The organism is Pseudomonas sp. BP6 (assembly GCF_017875935.1).
GTDB classification, from domain to species: Bacteria; Pseudomonadota; Gammaproteobacteria; order Pseudomonadales; family Pseudomonadaceae; genus Aquipseudomonas; species Aquipseudomonas putida_Y.
The window spans coordinates 5,143,746-5,160,250 of the sequence record NZ_JAGINI010000001.1 but is presented as its reverse complement, the minus strand read 5'-3'; the positions used below and the strand labels follow the sequence as shown (position 1 = coordinate 5,160,250).

The 16,505-nt window shown below is 62.8% G+C and carries 18 protein-coding genes; 13 read left to right on the top strand and 5 right to left on the bottom strand.

Annotated elements, in window-relative coordinates; genetic code table 11:
• Positions 1 to 36 precede the first annotated feature (36 nt).
• Entirely contained in the window at positions 37 to 1,431 is a 1,395-nt protein-coding gene (gene argH / locus J3A98_RS23500; protein WP_014861057.1) for an argininosuccinate lyase, read from the bottom strand.
• Between argH and J3A98_RS23495 the strand changes: the two genes are divergently transcribed.
• The 8 genes from J3A98_RS23495 to J3A98_RS23465 all read left to right on the top strand — a co-directional run bounded on the left by J3A98_RS23495 (position 1,430) and on the right by J3A98_RS23465 (position 8,108).
• Positions 1,430 to 1,606, top strand: a complete 177-nt coding sequence (locus J3A98_RS23495; RefSeq protein ID WP_176685288.1) for a hypothetical protein — start codon at positions 1,430 to 1,432, stop codon at positions 1,604 to 1,606. The two genes, argH and J3A98_RS23495, sit on opposite strands and share 2 nt — an antisense overlap.
• Positions 1,607 to 1,728: 122 nt before the next feature.
• On the top strand, positions 1,729 to 2,472 hold the full coding sequence (locus J3A98_RS23490; protein WP_176685287.1) for a LytTR family DNA-binding domain-containing protein: 744 nt from the start codon (positions 1,729 to 1,731) through the stop codon (positions 2,470 to 2,472).
• A 118-nt stretch (positions 2,473 to 2,590) separates the two neighbouring features.
• Positions 2,591 to 3,532, top strand: a complete 942-nt coding sequence (gene hemC, locus J3A98_RS23485) for a hydroxymethylbilane synthase (RefSeq protein WP_176685286.1) — start codon at positions 2,591 to 2,593, stop codon at positions 3,530 to 3,532.
• The gene (locus J3A98_RS27045; protein ID WP_210023730.1) at positions 3,529 to 4,296 is read left to right on the top strand and encodes a uroporphyrinogen-III synthase; all 768 of its coding nucleotides are present in this window, start codon (positions 3,529 to 3,531) and stop codon (positions 4,294 to 4,296) included. The genes hemC and J3A98_RS27045 overlap by 4 nt, the downstream gene beginning before the upstream one ends.
• 45 nt (positions 4,297 to 4,341) lie before the next feature.
• Complete coding sequence (locus J3A98_RS27040; protein ID WP_210023734.1) at positions 4,342 to 5,442, top strand: uroporphyrinogen-III C-methyltransferase; 1,101 nt, start codon at positions 4,342 to 4,344, stop codon at positions 5,440 to 5,442.
• Complete coding sequence (locus tag J3A98_RS23475) at positions 5,439 to 6,677, top strand: heme biosynthesis protein HemY (protein ID WP_176685285.1); 1,239 nt, start codon at positions 5,439 to 5,441, stop codon at positions 6,675 to 6,677. The genes J3A98_RS27040 and J3A98_RS23475 overlap by 4 nt, the downstream gene beginning before the upstream one ends.
• 222 nt (positions 6,678 to 6,899) lie before the next feature.
• On the top strand, positions 6,900 to 7,406 hold the full coding sequence (locus tag J3A98_RS23470) for a disulfide bond formation protein B (protein WP_176685300.1): 507 nt from the start codon (positions 6,900 to 6,902) through the stop codon (positions 7,404 to 7,406).
• A 231-nt stretch (positions 7,407 to 7,637) separates the two neighbouring features.
• Positions 7,638 to 8,108, top strand: a complete 471-nt coding sequence (locus J3A98_RS23465) for an Rsd/AlgQ family anti-sigma factor (protein WP_021782559.1) — start codon at positions 7,638 to 7,640, stop codon at positions 8,106 to 8,108.
• 9 nt (positions 8,109 to 8,117) lie between these two features.
• Here J3A98_RS23465 and J3A98_RS23460 read toward each other — a convergent pair whose 3' ends face one another.
• On the bottom strand, positions 8,118 to 8,756 hold the full coding sequence (locus tag J3A98_RS23460; RefSeq protein WP_209968827.1) for an FKBP-type peptidyl-prolyl cis-trans isomerase: 639 nt from the start codon (positions 8,754 to 8,756) through the stop codon (positions 8,118 to 8,120).
• A gap of 178 nt (positions 8,757 to 8,934) precedes the next feature.
• Here J3A98_RS23460 and J3A98_RS23455 point away from each other — a divergent pair, with 178 nt between their 5' ends.
• Positions 8,935 to 9,927, top strand: a complete 993-nt coding sequence (locus tag J3A98_RS23455; protein ID WP_209968823.1) for an AlgP family protein — start codon at positions 8,935 to 8,937, stop codon at positions 9,925 to 9,927.
• On the opposite strand, the gene J3A98_RS23450 is transcribed toward J3A98_RS23455, so the two are convergent.
• Positions 9,906 to 10,385 (bottom strand): TIGR02444 family protein, encoded by a 480-nt coding sequence (locus J3A98_RS23450; RefSeq protein WP_209968820.1) that lies wholly within the window; start codon positions 10,383 to 10,385, stop codon positions 9,906 to 9,908. The genes J3A98_RS23455 and J3A98_RS23450 overlap by 22 nt on opposite strands.
• Before the next feature lie 50 nt (positions 10,386 to 10,435).
• Between J3A98_RS23450 and J3A98_RS23445 the strand changes: the two genes are divergently transcribed.
• The 3 genes from J3A98_RS23445 (at position 10,436) to J3A98_RS23435 (ending at position 13,760) form a co-directional block, all read left to right on the top strand.
• Positions 10,436 to 12,346, top strand: coding sequence for an ATP-binding cassette domain-containing protein (locus J3A98_RS23445; RefSeq protein WP_176685280.1), 1,911 nt, complete (start codon positions 10,436 to 10,438; stop codon positions 12,344 to 12,346).
• A complete protein-coding gene (locus J3A98_RS23440; RefSeq protein ID WP_103443290.1) occupies positions 12,346 to 12,933 on the top strand; it encodes a mechanosensitive ion channel family protein in 588 nt (195 codons plus the stop codon). The genes J3A98_RS23445 and J3A98_RS23440 overlap by 1 nt, the downstream gene beginning before the upstream one ends.
• Positions 12,934 to 13,127: 194 nt before the next feature.
• Positions 13,128 to 13,760, top strand: coding sequence for a LysE family transporter (locus tag J3A98_RS23435; RefSeq protein ID WP_209968816.1), 633 nt, complete (start codon positions 13,128 to 13,130; stop codon positions 13,758 to 13,760).
• 45 nt (positions 13,761 to 13,805) lie between these two features.
• Here J3A98_RS23435 and J3A98_RS23430 read toward each other — a convergent pair whose 3' ends face one another.
• A complete protein-coding gene (locus J3A98_RS23430) occupies positions 13,806 to 14,558 on the bottom strand; it encodes a slipin family protein (protein ID WP_176685279.1) in 753 nt (250 codons plus the stop codon).
• Positions 14,559 to 14,560: 2 nt separating this feature from the next.
• Entirely contained in the window at positions 14,561 to 15,907 is a 1,347-nt protein-coding gene (locus J3A98_RS23425) for a nodulation protein NfeD (protein ID WP_209968813.1), read from the bottom strand.
• Positions 15,908 to 16,006: 99 nt separating this feature from the next.
• Here J3A98_RS23425 and J3A98_RS23420 point away from each other — a divergent pair, with 99 nt between their 5' ends.
• Positions 16,007 to 16,465 carry a YbaK/EbsC family protein gene (locus tag J3A98_RS23420; RefSeq protein ID WP_209968810.1) on the top strand — a complete coding sequence of 153 codons (459 nt, stop codon included), beginning with the start codon at positions 16,007 to 16,009 and terminating at the stop codon, positions 16,463 to 16,465.
• The last annotated feature ends 40 nt before the right edge of the window (positions 16,466 to 16,505 follow it).

Sequence of the window (16,505 nt, the reverse complement as noted above, 5' to 3'; positions counted from 1 at the left end):
TACCCGCGAACGAGGGCGAAGCCCTCGCCCCGGGAGTTAGCGAGACGCCAACAGGGCTTTGCCGCGAACTACGGCAGCGCGCACCTGCGCCGGCGCCGTACCACCAATGTGGTCACGTGCGTTCACCGAGCCTTCCAGAGTCAGCACGGCAAACACGTCCTGCTCGATCTGGTCGCTGAACTGGCGCAGTTCGTCCAGGCTCATCTCGGCCAGGTCCTTGCCAGTGTCCACACCATACTTCACCGCGTGGCCAACGATTTCGTGGCAGTCACGGAACGGCAGGCCACGGCGAACCAGGTAGTCGGCCAGGTCGGTAGCGGTGGAGAAACCGCGCAGGGCCGCTTCACGCATGATGGCGTGCTTGGGCTTGATCGCCGGGATCATGTCAGCGAAGGCCCGCAGCGAGTCGCGCAGGGTGTCGGCGGCGTCGAACAGCGGTTCCTTGTCCTCCTGGTTGTCCTTGTTGTAGGCCAGCGGTTGGCCTTTCATCAGGGTCAGCAGGCCGGTCAGGGCGCCGAACACGCGGCCGCTCTTGCCGCGTACCAGCTCTGGCACGTCCGGGTTCTTTTTCTGCGGCATGATCGAGCTGCCGGTGCAGAAGCGGTCCGGAAGGTCGATGAACTGGAACTGTGCGCTGGTCCACAGCACCAGCTCTTCGGAGAAGCGCGAAAGGTGCATCATCGCCACGCTGGCCGCAGCGCAGAATTCGATGGCGAAGTCACGGTCCGACACGCCGTCCAGCGAGTTGCCGGCCACGGCTTCAAAGCCCAGCAGCTTGCAGGTCAGTTCGCGATCGATCGGGTAAGTGGTGCCGGCCAGTGCGGCGCTGCCCAGAGGCATGCGGTTGGTGCGCTTGCGGCAGTCGACCAGGCGCTCATAGTCGCGGCTGAGCATTTCGAACCAGGCTAGCAGGTGGTGGCCAAAGGTGACTGGCTGCGCCGTCTGCAGGTGGGTGAAACCAGGCATGATGGTTTCGGCTTCACGCTCTGCCTGCTCCAGCAGGCCCTGCTGCAGGCGAGTGATTTCAGCCAGGATCAGGTCGATCTCGTCGCGCAGCCAAAGGCGGATGTCGGTGGCCACCTGGTCGTTGCGGCTACGGCCGGTGTGCAGCTTCTTGCCGGTGATGCCGATGCGGTCGGTCAGGCGTGCTTCGATGTTCATGTGCACGTCTTCGAGGTCGACACGCCAGTCGAAGTTGCCGGCTTCAATCTCGCCCTGGATGGTTTTCAGACCATCGATGATGGTGTCGCGCTCGGCATCACTGAGCACGCCGACCTGCGCCAGCATGGTGGCATGGGCGATCGAACCCATGATGTCGTGACGGTACAGGCGCTTGTCGAAATCTACCGAGGCGGTGAAACGGGCGACGAAGGCGTCGACGGGCTCACTGAAGCGGCCGCCCCAGGACTGATTGGTCTTGTCGGTGCTCATGGATTCACTCATTGCAGGCGTGAACGAAAAAGTGGCGTCGATGATAGCAGGGTTGGGCTGGCTGCCGCAGGGCGCCGGTCGAGAGAAATACCCGGAAGATCGCAGAGAAGGATTTCAAGGAATGAACGGCAGTGTTCCACGGACCGTCTACAGTTGGACAAAGGACTGGCAGTGAATCTGCCGGGCCGAGTGAATCTTTGGCCATCGCACCGGTCTAGAGCGTGACCGCAGTGTCGCTCGAACCACACCTGTCTACGCTATACCTGTGCGAGACTCATTCAGGAATCCAGCGCAATTATGAATGTCCTGATCGTTGATGACGAACCTCAAGGCCGTGAACGCCTCAGCCGGCTGCTCGGCGAACTGGAGGGTTACACTGTGCTGGAGCCCAGCGCCACCAACGGCGATGAGGCCTTGGCGCTGATTGAAAGCCTCAAGCCCGATGTGGTCCTGCTGGACATCGGCATGCCAGGCCTGGATGGCCTGCAGGTGGCCGCTCGCCTGTGCGAGCGCGAGACGCCGCCAGCGGTGGTGTTCTGCTCCGGGGATGATGAATACGGTGCAGAGGCATTCAAGGACAGTACCCTCAGCCATGTCACCAAGCCCTTCCAGGCCCAGGCCTTGCGCGATGCCTTGCGCAAGGCCGAAAAACCCAACCGCGCCCAACTGGCGGCACTTACCCGGCCGGCCAATGAAGGCGGTGGCCCACGCAGCCATATAAGCGCCCGCACGCGTAAAGGTATTGAACTGATCCCGTTACCCCAGGTGATCTATTTCATTGCCGACCACAAGTATGTGACTTTGCGTCACGAAGCCGGGGAGGTGCTGCTTGACGAGCCACTCAAAGCCCTGGAAGACGAATTTGGCGAACGCTTCGTGCGCATCCACCGCAATGCATTGGTCGCCCGCGAGCGCATCGAACGCTTGCAGCGCACCCCGCTGGGGCACTTTCAGCTGTATCTGAAAGGCCTGGACGGCGATGCCTTGACCGTCAGCCGTCGGCATGTGGCTGGTGTGCGCAAGATGATGCAGACCCTCTGAGGCCCTCGGATCCGGGCCGCTCCTGCACCTGGCTGCGTATGACCTGTTGATCCGTATCTGCAAGCGATACCGGCGATGCTGTTATCATCGGCGGTATTTCTCTGGATCGGGGCGTTTCATGTCCACTCGCGAAATCCGCATTGCCACCCGTAAAAGTGCTTTGGCCCTGTGGCAGGCCGAATACGTCAAGGCCCGCCTCGAGCAGGCCCACGCCGGTCTGCAGGTGACCCTGGTACCCATGGTCAGCCGTGGTGACAAGTTGCTCGACGCGCCGCTGGCAAAAATCGGCGGGAAGGGGCTGTTCGTCAAGGAACTGGAAACCGCGCTGTTGGACAACGAAGCCGACATCGCCGTGCATTCGATGAAAGACGTGCCCATGGACTTCCCTGAGGGCTTGGGCCTGTACTGCATCTGCGAGCGTGAAGACCCGCGTGATGCCTTCGTTTCCAATACCTTTGACAGCCTCGAAGCGCTGCCTGCCGGCAGCATCGTCGGCACCTCAAGCCTGCGCCGTCAAGCCCAGTTACTGGCGCGCCGCCCGGATCTGCAAATCCGTTTTCTGCGCGGCAACGTCAACACCCGCCTGGCGAAGCTGGATGCCGGCGAGTACGACGCCATCATCCTCGCCGCCGCGGGCCTGATCCGTCTGGGCTTCGAAGATCGCATCACCTCCACCATCAGCGTCGATGACAGCCTGCCGGCAGGTGGTCAGGGCGCGGTGGGCATCGAGTGCCGCAGTGCCGACGTTGAGATCCATGCACTGCTGGCGCCGCTGCACCATGTTGACACCGCTGACAGGGTAATGGCCGAGCGCGCGCTGAACAAACGCCTGAATGGTGGCTGCCAAGTGCCGATTGCCTGTTACGCGGTACTTGAAGGTGACCAGTTGTGGCTGCGTGGCCTGGTCGGCCAGCCTAGTGGCGGGACCTTGCTGGTGGCCGATGCCCGTGCCCCCCGTACAGCTGCCGAGCCCTTGGGCGTACAGGTGGCCGAAGAGCTGCTGGCTCAGGGCGCCGAGGCCATTCTCAAGGAAGTCTACGGCGAGGCCGGCCATCCGTGAGCCAATGGCGCCTGTTGCTGACCCGGCCTGCCGAGGACTGCGCGGCGCTGGCGCAAAGCCTGGCGGCAGCGGGAGTGGGCAGCAGTTGCCTGCCACTGCTGGCGATTGAACCCATTATCGTGCAAGCCCCGCAGCGACGGTCGCTGGAAGGCTTGCATGACTTCCAGGCGATCATTGTGGTCAGCAAGCCGGCCGCCCGGCTGTTGCTTGAACATCTGGCCGAGAGCAGTATCCAGCCTCCACAGCGAGGCTGGTTCACCGTGGGCGAGGCAACGGCTGGGGTGCTGCAGGGTGCTGGGCTGGAGGTAAGCTCTCCGCCGCGTGGCGATGACAGCGAAGCCTTGCTGGCGCTGCCGGCCCTGCGCCAGGCCGTTTCCGTGCCAGCACCGCGTGTCTTGATCGTTCGCGGCGTCGGAGGTCGCGAACTGCTGGCAGAGCGTCTTGCAGAGCAAGGTGCTAGTGTCGAATATCTGGAACTGTATCGTCGCTGCCTGCCGGCCTACCCGGCGGGTACGCTGATGCGCCGCATTGAAGCGGAACGCCTCAATGGCCTGGTGGTCAGCAGTGGGCAGGGTTTTGAACATTTGCAGCAGATGGCCGGTGCCGATTGGCTGCGGTTGGCCCAGTTGCCGCTGTTCGTGCCCAGCCCGCGGGTCGCCGAGCAGGCCAAGGCCGCCGGGGCCCAACAGGTTGTGGATTGCCGTGGCGCCAGTGCCACGGCCTTGCTGGCAGCCGTGCAGCGTAGCGCTGCACCTGCCTCTTAAGGCGCTAAGCTGAATGCGGTGCGCCCCCATGCAAAGGATGGATACGTGAGCGAGACTGTCTTGTCCAATAACGATCAACCGTCGGCACAGGCGCCTACGGAACCCGTTACCACCCCACCTGCCAAACGCTCCGGCAGTGGCCTGGCAGCGCTGGCCTTGCTGCTTGGTGCGGCCGGGGTGGCGGTAGGTGGGTGGGGTGTCTGGCAGGTGCGTCAACTGCAGGGCAGTGAGTTCAACCAGGGCCAGCACATCGAGGCGCTGAATCAGCGCGCCGAGGCGCTGCAGCAACGTGAGCAGCAGATCAGTGCGCAACTGGCCAGTCTGCCAGCCGCCAGCGAGCTGGAAGACCGCCGGCGTCTGGTAGCCCAGCTACAGGGCGACCAGCAGCGTCTCAGTCAGCGCCTGGAAACCGTGCTGGGAGAAAGCCGCAAAGAGTGGCGCCTGGCCGAAGCCGAGCACCTGCTGCGCCTGGCTACCCTGCGCCTTTCAGCGTTGCAGGACATCACCAGTGCCAAAGCCCTGGTCGAAGGCGCCGACGAGATCCTGCGCGAGCAGAGCGACCCGGGTGCCTTCGCCGCCCGCGAGCAACTGGCACGCAGCCTGGCCATGCTCAACAGCACTGAGCAACCCGACCGAACCGGCCTGTTCTTGAAACTGGCTGCCCAGCGTGAGCTGGTACAGCAGCTGAGCGCCCAGTCACCCGAGTTCGACAGCAACGCCGATGCGCTTGGTGCCCTGACCGCCGACGGTGATGGAGCCAGCAGGCTGTCGCAATGGTGGGCAGAAATATCCAAGTACTTCCAGATCGACTTCAACGCCGATGAAAACGTGCGTCCGTTGCTGGCCGGGCAGCAGTTGAACCAGCTGCGCCTGGCCCTGAGCCTGACTATCGAGCAGGCCCAGTGGGCGGCGCTCAATGGCGATGCCAAGGTTTACACGCAGGCGCTGGACGACGCCCGCAGCGTACTGCTGGCCAACTTCAACGCAGACAACCCGCAAAGCAAGGCCATGCTCGACAGCCTCAATGCCTTGGCTGATCAGCCGGTGTCGGTGGTTACCCCTGACCTGAGTGAAAGCCTGGCGGCAGTGCAGGCCTATATTCAGCGTCGTCACCTGCCGACCGAGGCTGAAGGGGGCAAGCCATGAAGCGTGTCTACCTGTTGGCCGTGCTTGCGATCGTGGTTGCAGCGGCACTGGGCATCGCGGTCGCCAAGCACAGCGGCTATGTACTGATTTCCTATGGTGGCTTCCGCTACCAGTCGGGGCTATGGGCAGCCTTGGCCGGTGTTTTGGCGGTCGTCCTGTTGCTGTGGTTGCTGCGCTATCTGGTCGGCCTGGTGCTGACTTCCAGTGGTGTGGTCAACCCGTGGTCACGGCGTAACCGCAGCCGGCGTATCCGCCTGGCGATCGAACAGGGCCAGCTTGATCTCGCCGAAGGCCGCTGGGCCAGTGCCCAACGGCACTTGCACCGTGCCGCCGAGGCTGAGCGCCAACCGTTGTTGTACTACCTTGGTGCCGCGCGCGCGGCCAACGAGCAAGGCCGCACCGAAGACAGCGACAACCTGCTGGAGCGTGCCCTGGAGCGCCAGCCACAAGCGGAGCTGGCCATTGCCCTGACCCATGCCCAACTGCAGATGGACCGAGGCGAAAGCGATGGAGCCCTGGAAACCCTGCTGGCCATGCAGGAACGCCACCCGCACAACGGCCAGGTGCTGCGCTTGCTGCAAAGCCTGTACCTGGAGCGCGGCGACTGGTCTGCACTGATTCGTCTGCTGCCAGACCTGCGCAAGGGCAAGGTGCTGCCGGCCGCCGAGCTGGCTGCTCTGGAACAACGTGCCTGGGGCCAGAACCTGAGCCTGGCTACCACCCGTGGCGAAGACGCGCAAAGTGCACGTCAATCCTTGGAGCGCGCCTGGCAGCAGCTGACCGCAGCCCAGCGCCAGGAGCCACAACTGGTGCTGGCGTACGCCGAGCAGTTGCGCCAGGTAGGTGCCCAGAACGAGGCCGAACAAGTGCTGCGTACTGCCCTCAAGCGCGACTACGAAAGCCACCTGGCCCGCCTTTACGGCCTGGTGCGTGGTGATGACCCGGCGCGTCAGCTGCAAACCGCTGAAGGTTGGCTCAAGGCTCACCCGCAAGACGCCAGCCTGCTGCTGACCCTGGGCCGTCTGAGCCTGCAGAACCGCCTGTGGGGCAAGGCGCGTGACTACCTGGAAAGCAGCCTGCGTATGGAGCGCAACCCCGAGGCCTGTGCTGAGCTGGCCCGCCTGCTCGCTGGGCTGGGCGAGACCGAGCGCAGCAACCAGCTATTCCAGGAGGGCCTTGGCCTGCTGGACGAACGCCTGCTGGCGCTGCCTTTGCCAGAAGGCGTACGCGCCTGACCCACTCTAAGGCCCGCGCCAAGGTGCGGGCTTTGGGGGCCGGTAATTTATCTTTTGCTGTCAGTTAGATCTGAAGTCCATTTCTTCCGTCGCCTCCTACCGCATATCTAGAAATTTCCTACGCGATTCAGCGACTTGTCGTTGCTGTCGTGCCTTGAAACAAAGCGTGTCTTTCCTCTACCGTTTCAAGCCCCTACTTTTTCCCCGGGACCTTCACTGCCCATGCTGCCGGCCCGTTTGCGCACCTTTTTTCTTCCTGCCTGCCTGCTCGCACTGGCGGTACTGGTTGCGTCTTTCCGTCTGGAAAACACAGTGGGGCTGAAGCCGTGCCCATTGTGCCTCAGCCAACGGTTGCTGCTTGGCGTGTACGCGCTGCTGTGCTTCGCAGCCGTGCTGCAGGCGCCGGGCACGCAGGGCATCCTTCGTTACGCTCGGCTGGCGCTGGGCTGCTCGCTGGCCGGCGCATTGCTGGCCGCTCGGCATGTCTGGTTGCAGGGTGCTGAGGGAGGAAATGAAGTATGCCCGGTGCCGATCGGGCGCGTGTTCGCGCACTCCTGGGGTGAGGCGGCACGGCAACTGTTGCTGGGTGGCCCGGATTGCCGTTCGCTTGCCTGGAGCTTTCTTGATCTGACACTGCCGGAATGGAGCCTGTTGGCCTTCCTGCTGCTGGCGGTTCTGCCCTTGAGTTGTCTGCTGGCGTATCGTTTCCGCACCCTGGCAAGAACATGACCTGGCGCAAGGTTGCGCCATTAGCGCGACCAATGGTGATGTAACAGGGTATTAAACGCTTGTATGAACTTTGTGTGCTGCGTACCTTGAAGGGCAGCACGCGCGGGAATAATCTCCCAGCACGCATACCGGAAAAACAACTGCTCGATGCCGTCCTGCTGATGTCACCTTTGTGCTGCGCGGTCGTAGTACGAGGTGCAGCGGCATCTACCCAGAAGGGAAGAGATCGCCATGCTCGATAGTTGTCAGAACGCCCAGGAACGCTGGGGTGGGGTTCACAAGCTGATCGACCGTTGGCTGGAGGAGCGCCAGGAACTGGTGCAAGCTTTTCGCGCCCTGCGCGATGTGAAGCCAGCCTTCGCCGACAAGGACACCAACGGGGACTTTTGCTCACTTCTGGTCGACTACGTTTCGGCGTGGCACTTCGAAGTCTGCGAGCAACTGGTCAGCGAGGCCAAGGCGTTCGGAGACGAGAAGGCGCTGAAGCTGGCCGAAGAGATCAACCCACGGATCAACGACAGCACTCAAATCGCACTGGCCTTCAATGACCATTGCGCCAAAGGGGAGTGCAAGGACACCGAACGCTTTGCCGAGAAGCTGGCCAAGTTGGGCGGGCTGTTGCATGAGCGCTTCGAGCTCGAAGACTGCCTGATCGAAGTGCTGCACAACGCGCACAAGGAAGAGGGTGCAGTGCAAGCCTGAAGGTTGGCGTCAGTCGCCAACCGCCAGCAGTTCGATCTCGAATACCAAGGGGGTGTAGGGTGCAATCAGGTCTCCCGCCCCCTCGGCGCCATAGGCTTGCGCAGAAGGAATCACCAGGCGCCATTTGGCGCCAGCGTGCATTTTCGGCAAGGCGACCTGCCAGCCTTCGATAACCGAATCCAGTTTGAACCATTGGGGGGTCTGGTTCTGGTCGAATATCGAGCCATCCGGCAATCTGCCCACGTAGCGCACCTGCACTTTGCTGCCTGCTTTCGGCTGAGCACCCGTGCCTGCCTGCAGTTCGCTGTACAGCACACCTTCCGTTAGTTCGTGCACCCCATAACGCCCACGTTCATTAGCCATGAAACGCGTTTCGGCGGCCTGCAGCTGTTGCACAGCGGCGTTACCTTCCTGGGTTTCATGCTGCTGGAGCACCGCCTGCATGTGTGCCTTGTCGAGCTTGAGGGGTTGCCCCTGATAGGACTGTTTCAGGCCTTCGACCAGTGCATCCAGTTGCAAGCCCGGCATCTCCTGGCGCAGGCGTTCACCCAGGCTGGCACCCAGGCTGTAGGCCAAATCGTGGTCGTCGTTGTCGGCCAAGGCGAGGGAGGCCATCAGGCATAAACCTAAAACAAGATATCGAGGCAACGCCTGACTCCCAAATGCCAGCAATGATTAATTCAGCAACTACACTTTCACGCAGCTGCAAGATAACAACTTTGCCCAGGCATGCAACGCGGCGTAAATGTTACGGTCAACATGCCCTAGCGGCGGTAGCAGCAGAAGCATAGTATGAGCCGCAATCTCGTCAGCCAGGAGGTAAACCATGTCGGCCAAAAAGAAGCCAGTAAGTACGCCGTTACACCTGCTCCAGCAACTTTCGGGCAGCTTGCTCGAGCACTTGGAAGAGGCCTGCTCGCAAGCGCTGGCTGATGCGGAAAAACTGCTGGCGAAGTTGGAAAAGCAGCGTGGCAAGGCGCAGGAAAAACTGCACAACGGTCGCCTGAAACTGCAAGACGCGGCCAAGGCAGGTAAAGCCAAGGCGCAAACCAAGGCGCAAAAAGCCATCGGTGAACTTGAGGAACTGCTCGATTCTCTCAAGGAACGTCAAACCCAGACTCGCTCTTACATTCAGCAACTCAAACGCGATGCACAGGACAGTCTCAAGCTGGCCCAGGGTGTAGGCAAGGTACGCGAAGCTGCAGCCAAGGCCCTTGATCAGCGTGCAGCCAAACCGGCTGCCAGGGCGACCGCTGCCGCCAAGCCTGCGGCCAAACCAGCTGCCAAGTCGACCGCTGCCGCCAAGCCTGCGGCCAAACCGGCTGCCAGGGCGACCGCTGCCGCCAAGCCTGCGGCCAAACCAGCTGCCAAGTCGACCGCTGCCACCAAGCCTGCGGCCAAACCGGCTGCCAGGGCTACCGCTGCCGCCAAACCTGCGGCCAAACCAGCTGCCAAGTCGACCGCAGCAGCCAAACCTGCGGCCAAGCCAGCTGCCAGGGCGACCGCTGCCGCCAAGCCTGCGGCCAAACCGGCTGCCAAGTCGACCGCTGCAGCCAAACCTGTGGCCAAGCCAGCTGCCAGGGCGACCGCTGCCGCCAAGCCAGCGGCCAAACCAGCTGCCAAGTCGACCGCCGCAGCCAAACCTGCGGCCAAGCCAGCCGCAAAACCAGCTGCCGCCAAGGCACCTGCACGCACGGCCGTCAAACCTGCCGACGCCAAAGCTGCTACGCCAGCCGCCGCCACCAACTCGGAGAGTCCGGCCCCGGCAGCACCGTCTGCACCTTTGAGCAGTCCGGCTCAGGCACCTTCGGCGTCCTGAAGCGCAGCGGCCGCGACGCGCAACTGGACTAGCGCGTCATGATGTAGAGCCTGGTCCGGTGCCAGCCGGGCCAGCCAGTCATCCGCGGGCTCATGGGAGCCCGCGGGCCACTGTCGCGAGCGCTCCTGCAAGCGCTCCAGCAGAGTTTTTTCTGCCCGCAATTCCAACCCTTTCACCTGTTCACGCAACGCCGCCAGTTGTGCATCATCCGATGCATTCGCTCGCCATTGCTGGCGCAGGCTGCGTAGTGGGGCGACCACTTCACGTTGCCAGGGCTCGGCAAGTTCTTGCAGTGCTTGCGCGCGTTCGCCCAGTACGGCCACGCCACGTGCTTGCAGCCAAGTTGCGCACAGCAGCAGGCAGACATCACCGCCCAGTGCCTGCAGTTCAAGGCAGGCGGCTTGCACGCCGGGCCTGGCATACAGGGTCAGGGCGTAATTCCACAGGTCGGTGTGCATGGTTCCACTCGCGCTATGGGCCGAGGAAGCTGGTAGACTCCGCGACCATCATGATCAGACTATCCAACCTCACTTTACAGCGTGGTCCGCAGCGCTTGCTAGAAGGCGCCGAGATGACCCTGCACGCCGGTCACAAGGCCGGCCTGATCGGCGCCAACGGCGCCGGAAAATCCAGCCTGTTCGCCTTGCTGCGCGGTGAGCTGTCGCCCGATGCCGGTGACTGCCAACTGCCCGGCGACTGGCGCATCGCCCATATGCGCCAAGAGGTCGACACCCTCGATCGCCTGGCTGTGGACTATGTGCTTGATGGCGATGTGCGCCTGCGCAAGGTCCAGGCCGAATTGGCCGCGGCCGAGCAGGCCCACGACGGCACCGCCCTGGCGCGCCTGCACAGTGAGCTGGAAAGCGCCGACGGCTATACCGCCGACGCCCGTGCGCGCAAGTTGCTGGCTGGGCTGGGCTTCACCAACGAGCAGATGGACCGCCGTGTCGGCGATTTCTCTGGTGGCTGGCGGATGCGCCTGAACCTGGCCCAGGCACTGATGTGCCCGTCCGACCTGTTGCTGCTCGACGAGCCCACCAACCACCTCGATCTCGACGCTATCCTGTGGCTGGAAGACTGGCTCAAGGGCTACCCCGGCACGTTGTTGCTGATCTCCCACGACCGTGACTTCCTCGATGCTGTGGTCGACCATGTGCTTCACGTCGAGCAGCGCAAGCTCAACTTGTACAAAGGCGGCTATACCGCCTTCGAGCGCACCCGTGCCGAGCGCCTGGCGCAGCAGCAGCAGGCCTACGAAAAGCAGCAGGCGCAGCGCGCGCACATGGAAAAGTACATTGCCCGCTTCAAGGCTCAGGCCACCAAGGCCCGTCAGGCGCAAAGCCGGATCAAGGCCTTGGAGCGCATGGAAGAGCTGTCGGCGGCGCATGTCGATTCGCCGTTCGACTTTGTCTTCCGTGAATCGCAGAAAATTTCCAGCCCGTTGCTGAGCCTTTCCGAAGGTTGCCTGGGTTATGGCGACAAGGCCATCCTCGACAAGGTCAAGCTGCAGCTCACCCCGGGTGCTCGTATTGGTCTGCTCGGGCCCAACGGCGCCGGCAAGTCGACCCTGATCAAGAACCTTGCAGGTGAGCTGGCGCCGTTGTCGGGCCGTCTGGTTCGAGGCGAGAACCTGGCTGTAGGCTACTTTGCCCAGCATCAGCTGGACTCGCTGGACGACAAGGCCAGCCCGCTGCTGCACCTGCAGCGCATCGCCCCTACCGAGCGTGAGCAGACGCTGCGCGACTTTCTCGGCGGCTTCGATTTCCACGGTGCCCGTTGCGACGAGCCGGTGGTGAACTTCTCCGGTGGCGAAAAGGCTCGCCTGGCACTTGCGCTGATTGCCTGGGAGCGGCCAAACCTGCTGCTGCTTGACGAACCGACCAACCACCTGGACCTGGAAATGCGTCTGGCACTGACCATGGCCTTGCAGGAGTTTGCCGGTGCCGTGGTGGTGGTATCCCACGACCGTCATTTGCTCAAGAGCACCACGGATGACTTCCTGCTGGTGGCCGACGGCAAGGTCGACACCTTCGACGGTGACCTGGAAGACTACAGCCGCTGGCTGGTCGAGTACCGCCAGCGCAGCGCGCCGGCCAGTACTGCACCGGCCAACCCGGACAAGACCGACAAGAAAGCCCAGCGCCAGGCTGCCGCAGCCTTGCGCCAGCAGTTGGCACCGCACAAGAAGGCTGCCGACAAGCTGGAAGCCGAGCTTAACCAGGTGCACGCACAATTGGCCGAGATCGAGACCGCGCTGGGTGATGGTGGCCTTTACGACGCGGCGCGCAAGGACGAGTTGCGCGACCTGTTGGCGCGCCAGACCCGGCTCAAGCAACGCGAAGGCGAACTGGAAGAGGCCTGGATGGAAGCGCTGGAAACCCTTGAAAGCATGCAGGCCGAACTCGAGGCCTTGTCCTGATGGAGGAACTGCGTTCGCTGCTGCCAGGGCAATGGATGGACACCTTCTGGCTGGGCTTGCAGATCCTCTTGATCCTGGTAGCGGCGTTCATCCTGCAGCGTATCGTCGCCCGTGGGCTTGGCCGACTCGGCCAGCGTTACCCGTTGCCGCCGGAGTTGCTGGTGCCCGTTCGCGGTGGCCTGCGCTGGCTGATCATGGGCAGCGCGCTGCTGTTCGTGCTGGAGCGCCTGGGTGTTTCGGCGACTGTGTTGTGGACAGCACTTTCCGGCTTCGTCGCGGTAGCGGCGGTGGCCTTCTTCGCCATGTGGAGCGTGCTGTCCAACCTGTTGTGCGCGGTGTTGATCTTCACGGTTGGGCCGTTTCGCATCGGCGATGTGGTCGAGTTGGTCGACACCCTCGACAAGCCCGGCGTGAAAGGCCGGGTGATCGCCATCAACCTGCTGTTCACCACGCTGCTGGAAATGCCCGAAGCGGGTGGGGCGCTTGTGCAGGTGCCCAATAGCCAGTTCTTCCAGAAGTCGGTACGACGCTGGCGCGGGGCCGAAGTACAGGCCCTGCACAAAGAAACAGCTGCCGAAGCTGACTGAACCTGTACTGGCCCCTTCGCGGGCGCGCCCGCTCCCACAGGTATCCCACCGTCTGAAGATGCACTGGGCGTGGGAGCGGGCGTGCCCGCGAAGAAGTCAGGTCAGACACCACAAATCCATCAGAAATCACTGGTTATTTTTTCGCCAAAACCTTAGCTTAACGTTTTGCAACAAATGTTCGAGCGAGGTGTGTGATGTCGATGGAAGTATGGTTGGGCTTCTTTGCTGCCTGCTGGGTGATCAGCCTTTCACCTGGTGCCGGGGCGATTGCCTCGATGTCCAGCGGCCTGCAATACGGCTTCTGGCGTGGTTACTGGAACGCCTTGGGCCTGCAGCTGGGCCTGATCATGCAGATCGCCATCATCGCCGCCGGCGTCGGTGCCATCCTGGCCGCCTCGGCCACGGCGTTCCAGGTCATCAAGTGGTTTGGTGTCGCCTACCTGGTGTACCTGGCCTACAAGCAGTGGCGTGCCTTGCCGATGGACATGAGCGATGAATCAGGCGTGCGCCCGATCGGCAAGCCGCTGAGCCTGGTGTTCCGTGGTTTCCTGGTCAACGTCAGCAACCCCAAGGCGCTGGTGTTCATGCTGGCGGTGCTGCCGCAGTTCCTTGACCCGCATGCGCCGCTGCTGCCGCAATATGTGGCGATCACCGTGACCATGGTCACTGTCGACCTGCTGGTGATGGCGGGGTACACCGGGTTGGCTTCGCATGTGTTGCGCATGTTGCGCACACCCAAACAGCAGAAGCGTTTGAACCGCACTTTTGCCGGGTTGTTCATTGGTGCGGCCACCTTCCTCGCTACCTTGCGCCGTGCGCCGGTCTGACAGACCTTATACAGGCCAATCGCGGAGCCCGCGATTGGCCCATCACTATTTCTCCTTGCCAACCAACCCTTTCAGCAAATCTATCGGCAGCGGGAAGACGATGGTCGAGCTCTTGTCACCGGCAATCGTCCCCAGCGTCTGCATATAGCGCAACTGCATCGCCCCCGGCTCCTTGCTCAGCATTTGCGCGGCCTGCATCAGTTTTTCCGACGCCTGCAGTTCACCCTCGGCATGAATCACCTTGGCCCGACGTTCGCGCTCGGCCTCGGCCTGGCGGGCGATGGCGCGCACCATCGACTCGTTCAGGTCAACGTGCTTGATCTCGACGTTGGCCACCTTGATGCCCCAGGCATCCGTCTGTGCATCCAGCACCTGGCGGATGTCCAGATTCAGTTGCTCGCGTTCGGCCAACAGCTCATCCAGTTCGTGCTTGCCCAGCACCGCTCGCAGGGTCGTCTGGGCCAACTGGCTGGTCGCCACCAGAAAATCCTCGACCTGAATGATCGCTTTCTGCGGGTCGAGCACGCGAAAGTACAGCACTGCATTGACCTTGACCGAAACGTTGTCGCGGGTGATCACATCCTGCGGCGGCACATCCAGTACCACTGTACGCAGGTCGACCCGTACCATTTGCTGAATCACCGGGATCACCAGGATAAGCCCCGGCCCTTTGACCTGCCAGAAGCGCCCCAGCTGGAACACCACGCCGCGCTCGTATTCGCGCAGGATGCGAAACGCCGACAGTACCAGCATGGCCAGCACGATCAGCACAGCGCCGAAACCGAATTGCATGAACATGGTCATTCTCCTTGCGTCGCAGGGGCGGCGGCGCTCACTTCCAGCATCACGCCATGGCGCGCGGTCACCCGTACGTTCTGGCCAGTTTGCAGCGGTGTTTCGCACCGCGCTTGCCATGGCTCGCCCTGAGCCAGCACGACGCCACAGAATGGGTCACTTGCCATCACCTGGGTGACGGTGACCAGGCTGCCGACCAGGCCGGCGTCGCCACTGACCAGTGCCCGTTGGCGGGCCTTGAGAGCCATGCCCAGCACGCCACCGATCAGTAATGCCGAGAGCAGCGCCAGGGTGCCGATCAAGGCCAGAGGGATGCCGAAACCGGGAGCGTCGGTGTCGATCAGGATCAACGCGCCGACCACAAAGGCAACGATGCCGCCGAAGCCGACCACGCCGAAACTGGGCAAGAAGGCTTCGGCGATCATGAAGGTAATGCCAAGCAGGATCAGCGCCACCCCGGCGAAACTCACCGGCAATAGCTGCAGCGCATACAGCGCCAGCAGCAGGCAGATACCTCCGACCACACCACCCACCGCAGAACCGGGGTTCATGAATTCGAACAACAGGCCGTAAACGCCGATCATGATCAGGATCAGTGCCACGCTGGGGTTGGTGATCACTGCCAGAACCCGTGTGCGCCAGTCCGGCAGATGCTCGATCACGCTGGCGCCTGCGGTCTGCAACTGGCGTGGCTGGCCGGCCACCTGGAGCGTTTTGCCGTCGAGCTTGCGCAGCAGGTCAGGCAGGTCATCGGCTACCTGATCGATCACGTTCAGCCGCAAGGCCTCGCTGGCGGACAGGCTGACCGCCTCGCGCACGGCCTTCTCCGCCCAGTCGGCGTTGCGGCCGCGCATTTGCGCCAGGCCACGGATGTAAGCGGCGGCGTCGTTGACCTGTTTGCGTGCGAGGGCTTCATCGTCGCCGCCTTTGGCCTTGTCCTCATCGGGCGTGCCAGGCGGGCCGCCGATCCGCACCGGTGTGGCAGCACCCAGATTGGTCCCGGGCGCCATCGCCGCAATATGGCTGGCGTAGAGAATATAGGTGCCGGCGCTGGCGGCGCGGGCTCCGCTGGGGGCAACGTAGCTGGCGACCGGTACAGGGCTGGCGAGAATTGCCTTGATCATCTGGCGCATGGCGCTGTCCAGCCCGCCCGGGGTATCCATGCGGATAACCACCAGTTGCGCGCCTTGTGCCTGGGCCTGGCCGAGGCTGCGTACCAGGTAGTCGGCGCTGGCCGGGCCGATGGCGTCGTCGATGCCCAGCACCCACACCGCGCCGGGCGCGGCCTGGCCACTTGGCGTGATGCCAAGCAACAACAGCAGCAACAGCCAGCGCCAGCAGTGGGCGATCACCTGTCGTCACCTCATTTGCGCGTATTTACACAAGTTTAGCCCCGACCACTCGTACCCGGCCTAAAATTGAAAATTGGGGGGCGAAACCGGAGGTGCATCATGCGTATGGCAAAGACCCTGCAGGCCAGCCTGGACAAGGCCAACTGCGACTACGACATCATTCCCCACCCACATTCGGCCACCAGCCTGGAGTCAGCCCGTATGGCCGGCGTGCCCGCAGAGCGGGTCGCCAAGGCGGTGATGGTCGATGATCGTCACGGCAACTACATCATGGTCGTGCTACCGGCCAACCGGCATCTGGACATGGACAAGGTGCGTATGTCCGGGGCCTGGCATCTGACCCGTGAAAGCGGTCTGCCGAGCCTGTTCAATGACTGCGAGCGCGGTGCCGTGCCGGCCCTTGGCGATGCTTACCAGATAAAAATGCTGCTCGACCCGAGTCTCACCCGCCAAGGCGATGTCTACCTGGAGGCGGGTGACCACGATCACCTGATTCACATGAGCATGGAGCAGTACATGAAACTGGTGCCGCACGCCGAAGTGCGCGAGCTGTGCTGATGTTTTCAACCCAATGCCAGGCGAGCGTCGTGGACGGCTT